Below are 14,346 nucleotides of genomic sequence, written 5' to 3'. Positions count from 1 at the left end.
ATGTCCGATGTTGCGCTGCTGGTCATCGATGTCCAGGAATCCTTCCGGCACAGGCCCTTCTGGAACGACGCCGATGTCCCGCCCTTCACCGCGCGCCTGCAGGCGCTCATCGACGGCGCCGCCGCGCGGCGGATCCCGGTCCTGCAGGTGTTCCACGTGGCCGAGAGCGGCCCGTTCGCCATTGCCTCCGGCTACGTCCGTACCCTCGCGCCGGTCGTGATCGCGCCGACGGCCACCTTCCACAAGCGCCGGCACAGCGCCCTGGTCGATAGCGGCCTGTCGGGCTGGCTGACGCGGCACGGCATCCGCCGGCTGATCGTGTCGGGCATCCGGACCGAGCAGTGCTGCGAGACCACGGCCCGCCACGCCTCCGACAGCGGCTGGCAGGTCGACTACGTGACCGAGGCCACCCTGACCTTCGCCATGACCCACCCGGACGGCCGCCGCTTCGGCGCGGACGAGATCAAGGCCCGCACCGAGCTGGTGCTGACCGACCGGTTCGCCCGGATCGCCACCGTGGACCAGGCGCTGGCCGGCCCGGACCTGCCGGTCGCCGCGTGAGCGGGGCGGCGCGGCACATCCCGGTCCTCGTGGTCCTGCCGCCGCGCGCGCTGCTGCTCGACCTCGCCGGCCCGCTGGAGGTGCTGCGGATCGCCGGCACCGTCCAGGACCGGGTCGGCTTCGCGGTGGCGTACGCGGCACCGCGGGCGCTCACCCGCTGCTCGATCGGGCTCGACCTGGGCGGTGCCGGACCGCTGCCGGAGACGGTGGCGGACGGGACGGTCGTGCTCCTGCCGGGCTCCGCGACGCAGGTGCTCGGCGACGCGCCGGACCCGGCGGCCGACGCCGACGCGGAGGCCGAGATCGTCGCGTGGCTGCGCGGCGTCATCCGGCCGGGCCACATTGTGGCGACCGTCTGCGAGGGCGCGCTGCTCGCGGCGCGGGCCGGGCTCCTCGACGGCTACGCCTGCACCACCCACCATGCCAGCTGCGACCGGCTGAGGGCGGCGGCCCCCAAGGGCCCGGGTCCTGGACAACCGCCTCTTCGTGCAGGACCGCGACCGGTTCAGCAGCGCCGGCGTCACGGCCGGCATCGACCTGATGCTGCACCTCGTGGCGGAGTGGGCGGGCCCGGCGACGGCGGTCGCCGTCGCGCGGACGCTCGTCGTGTACATGCGGCGCGGGCCCGACGATCCCCAACTCTCGCCCTGGCTCGAGGGGCGCGGCCATCTGCACCCGGCGGTCCACCGGGCCCAGGACGCGATCGCCGCCGACCCGGCCCGGGACTGGTCGCCGGCGCTGCTCGGCCGGGTCGTGGGCGCGAGCCCGCGCAACCTCGCGCGGCTGTTCCGGCTCCACGCCGGCATGACCTTGACGGACGCGGTCAACCGGTCCCGCGTCGCGCTGGCCCGGGAGCTGATCGCGCAGAGCGACCTCGGCCTGGAGCAGGTCGCCGAGCGCGCCGGCTTCGGCTCCGCCCGGCACATGCGCCGCGTCTGGCGGCAGTTCCACGCAGCGGCGCCATCGCGCCTGCGTGCTGGACCCGCGGACGGGGCGTCCGCGCCGGTCCGCCCGAGGCACCCCGCGAGACACCTGTCCTTGCGAGCGGAGCGAAGCAATCCAGGGTAGCGCTCCGCTTTCCGGCGTCGCGCGCCCCTGGGTCACGTCGCTGCGCTCGTGATGACGGGAGAGCGACGACGGCCGAAGGCTTCGGCTGGAACCGTGTGCGTCAGGCCGTGCCGCTCGCGGCCCGCTGGACCCGAACAGCGGCCTGTGACCTCCTGCCGTGCCGAACCGGTCAGCCCGAATCGGCGCAGACCGTGCATCGGCCCGGCGCGCCCGCTGGCGCGGAGGAGTGAGCGGCATGCCTGAATTCGACCTTGCCATCCGGGGCGGCACGGTGGTCACGGCGAGCGACACGGTCCGGGCCGATATCGGCGTGCGCGGCGGGCGGATCGTCGCGGTGGCCGAGGGTATCGCCGACGCCGCCCGGGTGATCGACGCCTCCGGCCTGCTGGTCCTGCCGGGCGGCATCGACAGCCACGTCCACATCGCCCAGGATTCCGGCCCGGGCATCGTCATGGCCGACGACTTCGCCAGCGCCACCCGGGCGGCGGCGGCCGGCGGCAACACCTGCGTGATGCCGTTCGCGCTCCAGCCCCGGGGCGCCTCCCTGCGCGGGGCGGTCGACGCCTACCGGGCCAAGGCCGAGGGCCAGTGCCACGTCGACGTGGCGATCCACATGATCATCTCGGACCCGACCGAGGCGGTGCTCGGCCAGGAGCTGCCGGCGCTGGTGGCCGACGGCTACACCTCGTTCAAGGTCTTCATGACCTACGACGACCTCGTGCTGAACGACCGCCAGCTCCTCGACGTGTTCCACGTCGCGCGGCGGCAGGGCGCCCGGGTCATGGTCCACGCCGAGGGCTACGACGCGATCCGCTATCTCAGCGAGCGGCTGGAGCGAGCGGGCGAGACCAAGCCTTACGGTCACGCCCTGTCGCGCCCGGAGATCGTCGAGCGGGAGGCGGCCCACCGGGCGATCAGCCACGCGGAGCTGATCGACCTGCCGATCGTCATCGTCCACGTCTCGGGGCGCGAGGCCACCGAGCAGATCGCCTGGGCGCAGGCGCGGGGCCTGAAGATCCGGGCCGAGACCTGCCCGCAATACCTGACGCTGACGGCCGAGGACATGAAGGGGCTCGGCCAGGAGGATCCCATGGCGGGGGCGAAGTACGTCTGCTCGCCGCCGACGCGGGACGTCGAGAGCCAGGAGGCGGTGTGGTCGGGGATCCGGCGCGGGATCTTCGACGTGGTCTCGTCCGACCATTGCCCGTTCCGCTACGACGATCCGCAGGGCAAGCTGAACCCGCGGGGGAAGACCTCCTTCCGCTGGATCCCGAACGGCATCCCCGGCATCGAGACGCGCCTGCCGGTGTTCTTCTCGGAGGGCGTCTCGAAGGGGCGGATCAGCCTCAACCAGTTCGCCGCGCTCACCGCCACGAACCACGCCAGGCTGTACGGGCTCTACCCGCGCAAAGGCTCGATCGCCCCGGGCTTCGACGCCGACCTGACCCTGTGGGATCCGAACCGGCGCGAGACCATCCGCCAGGCGAACCTGCACCACGGCTCCGACTACACGCCCTGGGAGGGGTTCGACGTCACCGGCTGGCCGGTGGTGACCATCGCGGGCGGCCAGGTGATCGCCGAGGATGGCCGGGTCCTGTCCGAGCCGGGCCGCGGGCGGGTGCTCGACCGGGCCGTCGATCCGGCCGAGCGGCGGGACGCCTGACGGCCGCGCTGGCCCGCCGCTTGCCTGCAGCTCCCGGGGGAGAACCGCATGGACGTCGAGCTGATCGGCCTGACCAAGCGCTACGGCGCGGCCATTGCGGTCGACCGCATCGACCTGAAGGTGCCGTCCGGCGCCTATTGCTGCCTGCTCGGCCCCTCCGGCTGCGGCAAGACCACGACGCTCCGGATGATCGGCGGGCACGAGCGCGCCAGCGCGGGCGACGTGGTGATCGGCCCGAAGGCGGTGGGCGACGCCGCCCCGGCCGAGCGCGGCACCGCCATGATGTTCCAGAGCTACGCGCTGTTCCCGCATCTCGACGCGCGCGACAACGTCGCCTTCAGCCTCAAGATGCGCGGGATCGGCAAGGCGGAGCGCCGGACCAAGGCGATAGCCATGCTCGACCTCGTGCAGATGGGCCACCTCGCCGGGCGCCTGCCGGCCCAGCTCTCGGGCGGCCAGCAGCAGCGCGTGGCCCTCGCCCGCGCCCTCGTCACCGGCCCGAAGGTGCTGCTCCTCGACGAGCCGCTCTCCGCCCTCGACCCGTTCCTGCGGGTGCGGATGCGGGTCGAGCTGAAGCGGATCCAGACCGAGCTCGGGCTCACCTTCATCCACGTCACCCACAGCCAGGAGGAGGCGATGGCGCTCTCCGACCTCGTGGTGGTGATGAATGCCGGCCGGATCGAGCAGGCCGCCGACCCGCGCACCGTGTTCGAGCGCCCGGCCACCGCCTTCGTGGCCCGGTTCATCGGCGGCCACAACGTGATCCGGCTGCCCGAGGGGCTCGTCGCCGTTCGGGCGGACCGGATGCGGCTCGGCGCCGAGGCCGGCCCCGCCGCGCGGCCGGCCCGGGTGGTGGCCGTCGAGTACCAGGGCACCAGCGTCCATGTCGGCCTCGACGCCGAGGGGCTGGAGCGCGCGCCCGAGAGCCCCGCCGCCCTCACGGCGATCCTCAGCGACGCGGAGTTCGCGGCCCGCCCGCTCCGCCCCGGCGACACGATCCCGGTCGGCTGGGACGCTTCCGCCGCCCACCGCCTCGACGCCTAACGGAGACCACCATGGACCTGCCCCAGAAGCCGAGCCGGCGCACGCTCCTGAAGGGGGCCGCCGCGCTCGCCACGACGCCGGTGACCGGCTTCCCGGCGGTGCACGCCGCCGAGCCCGTGACCCTCCGCTATCTCGGCACCGCCGTGAATCAGTCCGCCGACATCGCCAAGAAGGTGAAGGAGGATCTGGGCATCACCCTCGAATACATTCCGGTGGTGACCGACGAGGTGACCAAGCGGGCGGTCACCCAGCCGAACTCCTTTGACCTGATCGACACCGAGTATTTCAGCCTCAAGAAGATCCTGCCCTCTGGCAACCTGCAGGGCATGGACGCCAAGCGGATCAAGCTCGCCGACAAGATCTCTTCGGTCTTCACCAAGGGCGAGGTCGCGGGCAAGAAGATCGGCGACCAGGGCACGGCGCCCAAGAAGGTCTTCTACCTGGAGGGCATCGACTCCAAAAAATTTGCCGGCGAACAGACTCAGTGGATCTCGCTGATCCCCACCGTCTACAACGCCGACACGCTGGGCATCCGGCCGGACCTGATCAAGATGCCCGTCACGAGCTGGAAGGAGCTCCTGAACCCGGCCTTCAAGGGCAAGGCCTCGATCCTCAACATCCCGTCGATCGGCATCATGGACGCCGCCATGGTGGTGGAGGCGACCGGCGACTACACCTACGGCGACAAGGGCAACATGACGAAGCCCGAGATCGACCGCACCATCAAGGTGTTGATCGAGGCCAAGCGCGCCGGCCAGTTCCGGGCCTTCTGGCAGGACTTCAACGAATCCGTGAACCTGATGGCCTCCGGCGAGACGGTGATCCAGTCGATGTGGTCGCCCGCCGTCACCAAGGTGCGGGCGCAGGGCGTGCCCTGCACCTACCAGCCGCTGAAGGAGGGCTACCGGGCCTGGGCCTCGGGCTTCGGCATCCCCAAGACGCTGAGCGGCCGGAAGCTCGACGCGGCCTACGACTTCATCAACTGGTTCCTGTCCGGCTGGGCCGGGGCGTACCTCAACCGGCAGGGCTACTACTCCGCCGTGCTGGAGACCGCCCAGGCGAACATGCAGCCCTACGAGTGGGCCTTCTGGATGGAGGGGAAGCCCGCCGAGAAGGACATCCTCGGCCCCGACGGCACCCTGATCGAGAAGGCCGGCGCCACCCGCGACGGCGGCTCCTTCGACGCGCGGATGGGCGCCGTCGCCTGCTGGAACGCCGTGATGGACGAGAACACCTACATGGTGCGCAAGTGGAACGAGTTCATCGCGGCGTGAGGGCGGTGGGCGCCCGCTGCAAGCGACCGAAGAGCCCCATCCTGCGCGGCCACGCGGCGGCTGGATGGAACGCGGGTCCCCTCTCCCGTGCGGGAGAGGGACAGGGTGAGGGATGCGACCTCTCCGGAAAGCCCCTGTCCCTCACCCCAACCCTCTCCCGCACGGGAGAGGGGGCGCGTCGCGCCTTGCCGGAACCGATGCGTGCGCATCGCACCCCACTGAGGAGATGGGACGCATCAGCACGCGTGGGGCGAGCCCGATGAGCGATCTCGCCCTGCCCGCCGCGGCCGCTGCGAACACCGCAGCGCCCACCGTCGCGGCGCGCCCGCGCGGCCGCGCCCTCGCCTATCTCCAGGCCGCGCCGCTGGCCCTCGTCTTCCTGGTCTTCCTGGTGGTGCCGCTGGTGCTCACCGGGATCGTCTCCCTCTGGGAGTACAACGAGTACGAGATCATCCCGGCCCTGACCCTGCAGAACTACGCCGACGTGTTCGACGGCTGCCTGTCGGCCGACCTCTGCACGACGTTGCGCACCTACCTCTCCACGGTGAAGTTCGTCGCGCTGACGCTGACGATCACCCTGCCGCTGGGCTTCGCCATCGCGTATTTCCTGGCCTTCCACATCCGCTCCGGCACGGTGCGGATGGGCCTGTTCCTGCTCTGCACAATCCCGTTCTGGACCTCGAACGTGATCCGCATGATCTCGTGGATCCCGCTGCTCGGCCGCAACGGCCTCGTCAACGACACGCTCCGCACCCTCGGGCTGATCCGGCAGCCGATCGACGGCCTGCTCTACTCCGACTTCGCGGTGGTGCTGGCCTTCGTGCACCTCGACACGGTGTTCATGATCGTGCCGATCTTCAACAGCCTCGCGCGCATCGACCGGCGGCTGATCGAGGCGGCGCGCGACGGCGGCGCGTCCGGCGCGCAGATTCTGTGGAACGTGATCCTGCCGCTCGCCAAGCCCGGCATCGCCATCGGGACGATCTTCGTGACGACCCTGGTGATGGGCGACTTCGTCACCGTGGGCGTCATGGGCGGCCAGCAGATCGCCAGCGTCGGCAAGGTGATCCAGGTGCAGATGTCCTACCTGCAGTTCCCGGCCGCCGCCGCCAACGCCGTTGTGCTGCTCGCCGCCGTGCTGCTGATGATCCTGGGGCTCACCCGGATGATCGATCTCCGGCGGGAGCTGTAGCGATGGACCAGCCCCGCGGCCGCGCCTTCTACCTGCTGGCGGCAGTCTTCGCCCTCTACGTGCTGTTCCTCTACGGGCCGACGCTGACGATCCTGGCGCTCAGCTTCCAGGGCCCGTCCGGCGGCCTGACCTTCCCGATGAACGGCGTCTCGACCCACTGGTTCGCCAAGCTGTGGGAAGGCGTCGGCGTGATCGACATCTGGGCGGCGCTGCGGCGCTCGCTGGCCCTCGGCCTCGTGGTCATGGCGCTCACCGTGGGAATCGCATTCTACGCGGGCCTCGCCTTCCGGAAGGGGTTTCGCGGGGCCGGCCTCGTCTTCGCCCTGGCGGTCTCGAGCCTGATCGTGCCCTCGATCGTGGTCTCGCTGGGCATCGGCCTGGAGTTCCGGCTCCTCGACGACGCCGTGAAGGCGCTCGCCGCCGCCACCGGCTGGGGTTTCCTGCAGGATCACGGCACGCTGATGGGCCTCTACAGCTCGGCGCTGGGCGCGCATCTCACCTGGACCCTGCCCTTCGGCCTGCTGATCATGTTCGCGGTGTTCAACCGGTTCGACCCGGCCTACGAGGAGGCCGCCCGCGACCTGGGCGCCAGCGGCCCGCAGACGCTCCGGCACGTGGTGGTGCCGATCCTCGCGCCCGCGCTCGTCGGCGTCGCGCTGTTCGGCTTCACCCTGTCGTTCGACGAGCTTGCCCGCACCAGCCAGGCGATCGGCGGCCGCAACACCCTGCCGCTGGAACTGCAGGGCCTGACCACGACGGTGACGACGCCGGAGATCTACGCCCTCGGCACGGTCACCACGGCCGTCTCGGCGCTGGTGATCGGGACCGCGCTCGGCCTGACCCTGTGGCTGCAGAAGCGCCGGGCGCGGCGGGCGCTGGCGGGCCTGTGATCGATTCCGGACGGCCGGGCCGCCGCGGGTCGGCGGCGCCGCCGCATTGCCAATCCGCCCCCGCCCGTGTATGCGCACGGCGCGCCCCCGAGACACCCTTGGAGGCAGGGGCGCGCCGGGAAGGATGTGGCCGTCCGCCAGGGGCGGCCTTTTCGTTTTCCGGCTCCAGCAATCGTAAAGGATCACGCCATGAGCGCTGTGAAGACGCTTGAGGCCGTGGCACGCGACCGGGTCGGCAAGGGGGCCGCCCGGGCCGTTCGTCGCCAGGGCCAAGTTCCCGCCGTCATCTACGGGGGTGGCCAGCCGCCGCAATCCATCGCGGTCGACCTCATCCGCACCCGCACCCTGATCTACGCCGGCGGCTTCAAGACCACGCTGTTCGAGATCAACGCCGGCGGCAAGAAGGTCCGCGCGATCCCGCGCGACTTCCAGCTCGACCCGGTGACCGGCGTGCCGCTGCACGTCGACTTCCTGCGCGTCGTCTCGGGCCAGACCGTCACGGTCGAGGTGCCGGTGCACTTCGTCAACGAGGACGCGGCCCCCGGCATCAAGAAGCTCGGCGGCACCCTCAACATCGTGGCCCACACGCTGAGCCTCGACGTCGCCCCCGACCAGATCCCGGACGCGATCGAGGTCGACCTGACCGGCCGCGCGATCGGCGACGTCATCCACGTCTCCGACATCAAGATCCCGGCCGGCACCTACACCGGCGAGCAGACCGACCCGGTGGCCAACATCGTGCCGCCGACCGTGCTGGGTGCCGAGGTGGAGGCCGAGGAGGCCGCCATCGCCGAGGCGCAGTCGGCCGAGGCCGCCGAGGAGAAGGCCGAGGAGTCCGCCGAGGACGAGAAGAAGGACGGCGAGGAGGCCTGAGCCTCAGCGCCACCCGTCACGCGACGCGAGAGCCCCGGCCCTGCCGGGGCTCTCTGCGTTTCGGCTTGATGTCAGGGATAGAGCCGCGCCCGGCTCCAGCCCGCGCCCGTCCGGGTGAAGCGGACCCGGTCGTGCAGGCGGAAATCGCCGTTCTGCCAGAACTCGACGCTCACCGGCGCGATCCGGAATCCGGTCCAGTGCTCCGGCCGGGGGATCGGCCCGTCGCCGTAGCGCTCGGACAGCTCCGCCACCGCGTTCATCAGCGTGGCGCGGTCGGCGAGCGGGCGGGATTGCTGGCTGGCGATCGCCCCGAGCCGGCTCTCCCGGCGGCGGCTCTGGAAATAGGCGTCGGCCTCCGCGGCCGTGACCGGCGTGATCGGCCCTCGGGCCCGCACCTGCCGGCGCAGGCTCTTCCAGTGCAGCACCAGGGCCGCCTGGGGGTTCTGCGCCAGCTCCTCCCCCTTGGTGGACTGCGTGTTGGTGTAGAAGACGAAGCCTCGGGCGTCGAAGTCCTTCAGCAGGACCATTCGCACGTCCGGCAGCCCGTCCGATCCGGCGGTGGCGAGCGCCACCGCGTTCGCGTCCTCGGGCTCGGAGGCCTCGGCCTCCTTCATCCAGGTCGCGAACAGCCCGACGGGGTCCTCGCTCAGCGTGAAGTCCGCGCTCTTCGGGTCATCGGTCCTTAACTGATCCACGCCAAGACTCCTGCCAGCCGCGTCCAGGGCCTGAGGGGGCACCGACATCGGCATGTTCGGTCGAGCGAATAGCCCGTCGTGAGTCAGGTGTAATGCGGGGATGCGCGTGTAAAGGGCCAAGCCGGCGTTCGCGCATCTGCGCGTCCGTGTCGGTGGTGTCGATGGCGATGGCGATGGCCCTGTGCGGCTGCAGCCAGCCCCTGCTGGTCTTCCGGGGCGATCCGCCGGCGGCGGCGCCGCGCGTCGTCGAGGAGCCGACCGTCACCGGCAGCATCGAGAAGCGGCCCGTGAGCTTCGGGGACGACCTCGCCGAGGAGGATTGGCGCCGGGCGCGGGCCGCCCTCGGCGTCGCTCTCGATCCGCAGGGCAACGGGCGCCCGGTGAAGTGGGACAACCCGGAGACCGGGCTTCACGGGTCGGTCAACCCGACCGGGCTCCCGTACGTGTCGGACGAGCTGATCTGCCGCAACTTCCTGGCATCGGTGATCGCGCCGACCCGCAGCCGCTTCGTCCGCGGCACCGGCTGCAAGCTCTCGGGCGGTCCGTGGACGCTCAAGCGCGTCCGGGCCGCGAGCGGCGTCGGACGCTCCTGAACGACGAGGCCGTCGCGCGACGGCCTCCGCGGATCGCCTCAGGCAGATCGCCTCAGGCAGATCGCCTCAGTAGGGGTACCCGTAATACGGCCGCACGCGCAGGCGCGGCTGCGCGGCCGGCGGCGCCGCGTAGCGGGCCGCAGCCTCCGGATCGTAGGTCCGGATGTAGGGGTCGAGGGCCGGGTCGCGATAATTGCCGTTGTTGACCCCGGCCGAGCGGTCGTTGCCGCTCAGCGCCGCGTAGGGGGAGAGGCCGCTCCCGCTGTCGCCGCCGCCACCGCCGCCACCGCCCCAGGCGAAGGCCGTTCCCGGAATGGCGGCGAGGAGCATCGCCGCGAGGGGCATCGTCAGCGTCTTGCGCGTCATGTCCTGTCTCCGCACCAGGTCCTTGACTGGCGAACGGTCCAGCTCAAGGTGGAGTTCCCCTCGGCGAACCGCCACCGCCTCGCGACATTGTATCACGACCCGCCAACACGCGTTTATTTGAAGGACGGCGTTTCGATTTTTCCGGTTCATCGTCCAGAAATCGTCCCGCACGTTAAGCTTGAACCGGTAGACAGCCACGCGGCCGTGCTTGATCGTGGCGCGGCGTAACAGCATTCGAGCCTGGCTCGACCGTATCGAGGGTCGAGGCCGGGCGCATCTTGGGTCTGGCCGCCGTGAGCGTCGATACGAAATCCGGCACGCGGGGCGCGGGGCCGACCGGCTGATGGAGCGGGTGATCGGAGGCACGGACCGGCCGTCGGCGACCGGTGGCCGGGCTCCCGCCCGGACGGAGCCGTCGCCCTCCGGGACGCGCGCCCGCACCCGGACCATCGTCGTGCGGCTCGACCGCCGGTCCCTGCGCGGCTGGCACATCCGGCTCCTCGACCAGCTCGGGCAGCGGCCCGACCATCGGATCCGCGTCGCCTGGGTCGAGCACGCGGAGGGCCTGCCGCCGAACGCGGAGCTCCTGTTCCGCCTGGAGGCCGCCATCCACGGCCTGCCGCGGCCGGGTCTGGCGACCGCGGCGGAGCCGGTGGCCCTCGCCCCCTACGAGGCGAGCCCCGACGGCGCGGAGCCCGTCGGGAGCGCCGCCGACCTCGTCCTCGACCTCTCGGACAGCCCCGCGGATCCCGGCCCGGCGCCGGCCTGGCGGCTCGATTACGACGGGATGCCGGGCGAGGCCGGCCTCCTCGCCGCCCTGTTCGCCCACGGGGCGCCGGTGGCGGCCCTGCGCGGGCCGGACGGCGCGCCGGTGGCGGTCGGCCGCCTCGGCACGGAATCGCACACGGTGATGCTCACGGCCTTCGAGGGCTACCTCGCGCGGACCATCACGCTGATCCTCGCCGCCCTGGACGGCGCCGCCTCGACGGCGCTCCCCGACGGCGCCGGAGCATCCCTGCGGCCCGCGGCCGCCTACGACCTCGGCGGCCTGGGCGCCCGCCGCCGGGCCGCCGGGGGGCTCGCCCGCCAGATCGCCCGCCGGCTCTACGCCCTCTGCTTCCACGGCCCGCACTGGCGGGTGGGCTGGCGGCGGATCGTCGGCCCCGACCTGATCGACCTGCGCCGGCATCCCGAAGGCGGCTGGCAGGTCCTTCCCGACGACGGGCGCCGCTTCTACGCCGACCCCTTCGCGATCGCCCGGGACGGCGCCGTGACCCTGTTCGTGGAGGAATTCGACTACCGCCGCGGCAAGGGCGTGATCGCAGCGGTGGATTTCGGGGAGAACGGGCCCCGCGGCCGTCCGGAGCCGGTGCTCGAGCTCGAGACCCACCTCTCCTACCCGTTCGTGTTCGAGGCGGACGGGCAGGTCTGGATGATCCCGGAATCCCACGCCTCCGGGACGATCGACCTCTACCGGGCCACCGACTTCCCGCGCGGGTGGGTCCACGAGGCGGTTCTCCTCGACGGGGTCGTGGCCGGGGACGCGACCCTGCTGCAGCACGGCGGCCGCTGGTGGATGTTCGCCACGGTCCGGGCCGGCGGCGGCAGCTACTCCGACACGCTCCATCTCTGGCACGCGCCGCATTTCCGCGGGCCCTGGACCCCGCACCGGCGCAACCCGGTGCTGATCGATATCGGCTCCGCCCGGGCCGCGGGCCCGATCGTGGCGCGCGACGGCGGCCTGATCCGGCCCGTCCAGGATTGCCGCCAGGGCTACGGCGCGGCGCTCGGCCTCGCCCGGATCCTGCGCCTCGACGAGGAGGCCTACGCGCAGCGGGTCGAGACGCGCCTGTGCCCGGGCGCGGCCTGGCCGGGCACGCGCCTGCACATGCTGAGCGCCGCCGGTGGCTTCGAGTTCATCGACGGATCGCACCGGGCGCGCCCCCGCCTCTTGGGCTGAGCGCGTCTCTGGGCTGAGCGCGCCTCTGGGCTGAGCGCGCCTCTCGGGCCGAGCCGAGGCCGAACCGCCCCGCGCGGGCCCGTCGGTGCCGAACGGCACCCGCTTACGGCTCGCATCCCGGCCCCGTGCGCGCTAAGCGGGGGCTCCACCTGCGCCGATCCAGCAGAACCGCCGGGACGATCACCATGGCGAGCCCCGTCGAACATGCGAGCTTCCTGCCGCCGGTCCTGACCTTCCTCACGGCGGCCGTGATCGGCGTGCCGATCTTCCGGCTGATCGGGCAGAGCGCCGTGCTCGGCTACCTCGTGGCCGGCGTGCTGATCGGGCCCTCCGGCCTGTCGCTGATCGCCGAGCCTGACACGGCCGCGAGCGTCGCCGAGATCGGCGTGGTGCTCCTGCTCTTCATCGTCGGGCTGGAGCTGCACCTGTCGCAGCTCGTCTCGATGCGCCGCGACATCTTCGGCCTCGGCGCCGCTCAGCTCGTCGTCTGCGCGCTCGTGCTCGGCGGCGCCGGCCTCGTGGCGGGCCTCAGCTTCGGGGCCGCCGCGGTGATCGGCCTCGCGCTCGCCCTCTCGGCCACCGCGGTGGCCCTGCAGCTCCTGGAGGAGCGGGGCGATCTCGGCAGCGCCTACGGCGCGCGCGCCTTCGCGGTCCTGCTGTTCCAGGACCTGTCGGTGGTCGGCATCCTGGCGCTGATGCCGCTGCTGGCCTCGGCCGGCGAGGCGACCGACGTCTCCTGGCTCGGGGAGGCCGCGGTCTCCACCGGCAAGGCGCTCGCGGCGATCCTCGCGGTGGTGCTGGTCGGCCGCTACGGCCTGAACCCGTTCTTCCGGCTGCTCGCGGCGAGCGGCGCCCGGGAGGTGATGACCGCCGCGGCGCTCCTGGTGGTGCTCGGCACCGCGCTGCTCATGGAGCAGGTCGGCCTGTCGATGGCGATGGGCGCGTTCCTCGCCGGCATCCTGCTCGCCGAGTCGAACTTCCGCCACCAGCTAGAGGCCGACATCGAGCCGTTCCGCGGCATGCTGCTCGGCCTGTTCTTCATGAGCGTCGGCATGTCGATCGACGGTACACTCGTGCGCGAGGTCTGGCCGGCCCTGTTCGGCGCGACCCTGGCGGCGATCCTGGTCAAGGTCGCCATCGTGGCCGGCCTGTTCCGGCTGTTCGGCTCGGACACCCTCGGGGCCCTGCGGGGGGCCGCGGTCCTGGCGCCCGCGGGCGAGTTCGCCTTCGTGCTGCTGCCGCAGGCCCAGGATCTCGGCCTCACCGGCGTCACGGCGACGCGCTTCGCGGTGGCGCTCGCCGCGCTGACCATGCTGATCGGCCCCATCGCCGCCAAGGGTCTCGACAAGCTGATCGAGCGGCGCAACGCGCGCAGCACCTTCGCGCTGGAGGAGCCCTCCACCGAGCTGTCTGAGAGCGGCGACGCGCGGGTGCTGGTGATCGGCTTCGGCCGGTTCGGGCAGGTGCTGACGCACGTGCTGATGGCCGAGGGCATCCCGGTCACGGTGATCGACAAGGACGTGGAGCAGTTGCGCGCGGCCTCGCGCTTCGGCTTCCGCATCTACTACGGCGACGGCACGCGCCTCGACGTGCTCCGCGCCGCCGGGATCGGCCGGGTCGAGCTGGTCTGCATCTGCGTCGACGACCGCGAGGGCGCCCTCAAGATCGTCGACATCGTCCACGAGGAATTCTCGAGCGTGCGCACCTTCGTGCGGGCCTACGACCGCCTGCACGCGGTGGAGCTGATGAACCGGGACGTCGACTACCAGATCCGCGAGACCGCCGAATCCGCCCTCGCCTTCGGGCGGGCGGCCCTGGAGGGGCTCGGCCTGTCGCCGGAGGCCGCCACGGCCCGGACCGACGACGTGCGCAAGCGCGACATCGCGCGGCTGGTCCTGCAGCAGGCGGGCGCCCTGCCGGACGGGTCCAGCTGGATGCGCGGCGCCGCGGCCGGGCTGAAGCCCGAGCCGCTGACCGCCCCGGTCCGGCCGGCCCGGGCGCTCAGCACCGAGACCCGCGACCTCGTGGGCAGCGACCGGCGCGAGGCCGCCGAGCGGCTCTTGGAGAAGCCCGCCCTGGCCCCGCAGGAGACGGAGGCCGCCGAGGACTCCGATCCAGAGGCCGAGCTCGAGGCGGAAGGCAGTGCCCGGGATGCGTGACGGGCGGG

Annotated in this window: 12 protein-coding genes and 1 pseudogene; 11 read left to right on the top strand and 2 right to left on the bottom strand. The window is 72.1% G+C overall.

All coding sequences use genetic code 11. The features are described 5' to 3' along the window. The 8 genes and pseudogenes from ASG32_RS06390 (at position 1) to ASG32_RS06355 (ending at position 8,565) form a co-directional block, all read left to right on the top strand. The gene (locus tag ASG32_RS06390) at positions 1-561 is read left to right on the top strand and encodes an isochorismatase family protein (RefSeq protein ID WP_056523622.1); all 561 of its coding nucleotides are present in this window, start codon (positions 1-3) and stop codon (positions 559-561) included. Then, a pseudogene (locus ASG32_RS06385) lies at positions 558-1,629 on the top strand (helix-turn-helix domain-containing protein). Before ASG32_RS06390 ends, ASG32_RS06385 begins: the two are co-directional and overlap by 4 nt. A gap of 235 nt (positions 1,630-1,864) precedes the next feature. Continuing rightward, positions 1,865-3,292, top strand: coding sequence for a dihydropyrimidinase (hydA, locus tag ASG32_RS06380; protein WP_056523619.1), 1,428 nt, complete (start codon positions 1,865-1,867; stop codon positions 3,290-3,292). 48 nt (positions 3,293-3,340) lie between these two features. Then, complete coding sequence (locus ASG32_RS06375) at positions 3,341-4,336, top strand: ABC transporter ATP-binding protein (RefSeq protein WP_056523616.1); 996 nt, start codon at positions 3,341-3,343, stop codon at positions 4,334-4,336. Between the two features lie 11 nt (positions 4,337-4,347). Continuing rightward, on the top strand, positions 4,348-5,610 hold the full coding sequence (locus tag ASG32_RS06370) for an extracellular solute-binding protein (RefSeq protein WP_056523613.1): 1,263 nt from the start codon (positions 4,348-4,350) through the stop codon (positions 5,608-5,610). 259 nt (positions 5,611-5,869) lie between these two features. Next, positions 5,870-6,802: an ABC transporter permease gene (locus ASG32_RS06365; RefSeq protein ID WP_082557771.1), complete on the top strand. Its 933-nt coding sequence runs from the start codon at positions 5,870-5,872 to the stop codon at positions 6,800-6,802. A gap of 2 nt (positions 6,803-6,804) precedes the next feature. Beyond that, a complete protein-coding gene (locus ASG32_RS06360; RefSeq protein ID WP_056523607.1) occupies positions 6,805-7,692 on the top strand; it encodes an ABC transporter permease in 888 nt (295 codons plus the stop codon). A 189-nt stretch (positions 7,693-7,881) separates the two neighbouring features. Next, the gene (locus ASG32_RS06355; RefSeq protein WP_020093856.1) at positions 7,882-8,565 is read left to right on the top strand and encodes a 50S ribosomal protein L25/general stress protein Ctc; all 684 of its coding nucleotides are present in this window, start codon (positions 7,882-7,884) and stop codon (positions 8,563-8,565) included. Between the two features lie 71 nt (positions 8,566-8,636). Here the strand turns inward: ASG32_RS06355 and pdxH are convergent, their stop codons facing one another. Then, positions 8,637-9,260: a pyridoxamine 5'-phosphate oxidase gene (gene pdxH, locus ASG32_RS06350; RefSeq protein WP_082557770.1), complete on the bottom strand. Its 624-nt coding sequence runs from the start codon at positions 9,258-9,260 to the stop codon at positions 8,637-8,639. Between the two features lie 161 nt (positions 9,261-9,421). Between pdxH and ASG32_RS06345 the strand changes: the two genes are divergently transcribed. After that, complete coding sequence (locus tag ASG32_RS06345; RefSeq protein ID WP_244491831.1) at positions 9,422-9,853, top strand: RT0821/Lpp0805 family surface protein; 432 nt, start codon at positions 9,422-9,424, stop codon at positions 9,851-9,853. 66 nt (positions 9,854-9,919) lie between these two features. Here ASG32_RS06345 and ASG32_RS06340 read toward each other — a convergent pair whose 3' ends face one another. Further along, entirely contained in the window at positions 9,920-10,219 is a 300-nt protein-coding gene (locus tag ASG32_RS06340) for a hypothetical protein (protein ID WP_020093859.1), read from the bottom strand. A gap of 343 nt (positions 10,220-10,562) precedes the next feature. Between ASG32_RS06340 and ASG32_RS06335 the strand changes: the two genes are divergently transcribed. Together ASG32_RS06335 and ASG32_RS06330 are read left to right on the top strand one after the other, a co-directional pair. Next, positions 10,563-12,179, top strand: a complete 1,617-nt coding sequence (locus tag ASG32_RS06335; RefSeq protein ID WP_056523602.1) for a hypothetical protein — start codon at positions 10,563-10,565, stop codon at positions 12,177-12,179. 185 nt (positions 12,180-12,364) lie between these two features. Then, positions 12,365-14,338 (top strand): monovalent cation:proton antiporter-2 (CPA2) family protein, encoded by a 1,974-nt coding sequence (locus ASG32_RS06330; RefSeq protein WP_056523599.1) that lies wholly within the window; start codon positions 12,365-12,367, stop codon positions 14,336-14,338. The last annotated feature ends 8 nt before the right edge of the window (positions 14,339-14,346 follow it).

This window comes from Methylobacterium sp. Leaf361 (assembly GCF_001424445.1).
Taxonomy (GTDB): domain Bacteria; phylum Pseudomonadota; class Alphaproteobacteria; order Rhizobiales; family Beijerinckiaceae; genus Methylobacterium.
The sequence above is the reverse complement of the archived record's forward strand: the minus strand, read 5'-3'. Positions and strand labels throughout refer to the sequence as shown.

Bases quoted from the DNA above. Each gene is read 5' to 3' on its own strand.
- ASG32_RS06365 (WP_082557771.1), top strand. From the start codon at position 5,870: ATGAGCGATCTCGCCCTGCCCGCCGCGGCCGCTGCGAACACCGCAGCG.
- ASG32_RS06375 (WP_056523616.1), top strand. From the start codon at position 3,341: ATGGACGTCGAGCTGATCGGCCTGACCAAGCGCTACGGCGCGGCCATT.
- ASG32_RS06360 (WP_056523607.1), top strand. From the start codon at position 6,805: ATGGACCAGCCCCGCGGCCGCGCCTTCTACCTGCTGGCGGCAGTCTTC.
- hydA (WP_056523619.1), top strand. From the start codon at position 1,865: ATGCCTGAATTCGACCTTGCCATCCGGGGCGGCACGGTGGTCACGGCG.
- ASG32_RS06390 (WP_056523622.1), top strand. From the start codon at position 1: ATGTCCGATGTTGCGCTGCTGGTCATCGATGTCCAGGAATCCTTCCGG.
- ASG32_RS06370 (WP_056523613.1), top strand. From the start codon at position 4,348: ATGGACCTGCCCCAGAAGCCGAGCCGGCGCACGCTCCTGAAGGGGGCC.
- ASG32_RS06335 (WP_056523602.1), top strand. From the start codon at position 10,563: ATGGAGCGGGTGATCGGAGGCACGGACCGGCCGTCGGCGACCGGTGGC.
- ASG32_RS06345 (WP_244491831.1), top strand. From the start codon at position 9,422: ATGGCGATGGCGATGGCCCTGTGCGGCTGCAGCCAGCCCCTGCTGGTC.
- ASG32_RS06330 (WP_056523599.1), top strand. From the start codon at position 12,365: ATGGCGAGCCCCGTCGAACATGCGAGCTTCCTGCCGCCGGTCCTGACC.
- ASG32_RS06355 (WP_020093856.1), top strand. From the start codon at position 7,882: ATGAGCGCTGTGAAGACGCTTGAGGCCGTGGCACGCGACCGGGTCGGC.
- ASG32_RS06340 (WP_020093859.1), bottom strand. From the start codon at position 10,219: ATGACGCGCAAGACGCTGACGATGCCCCTCGCGGCGATGCTCCTCGCC.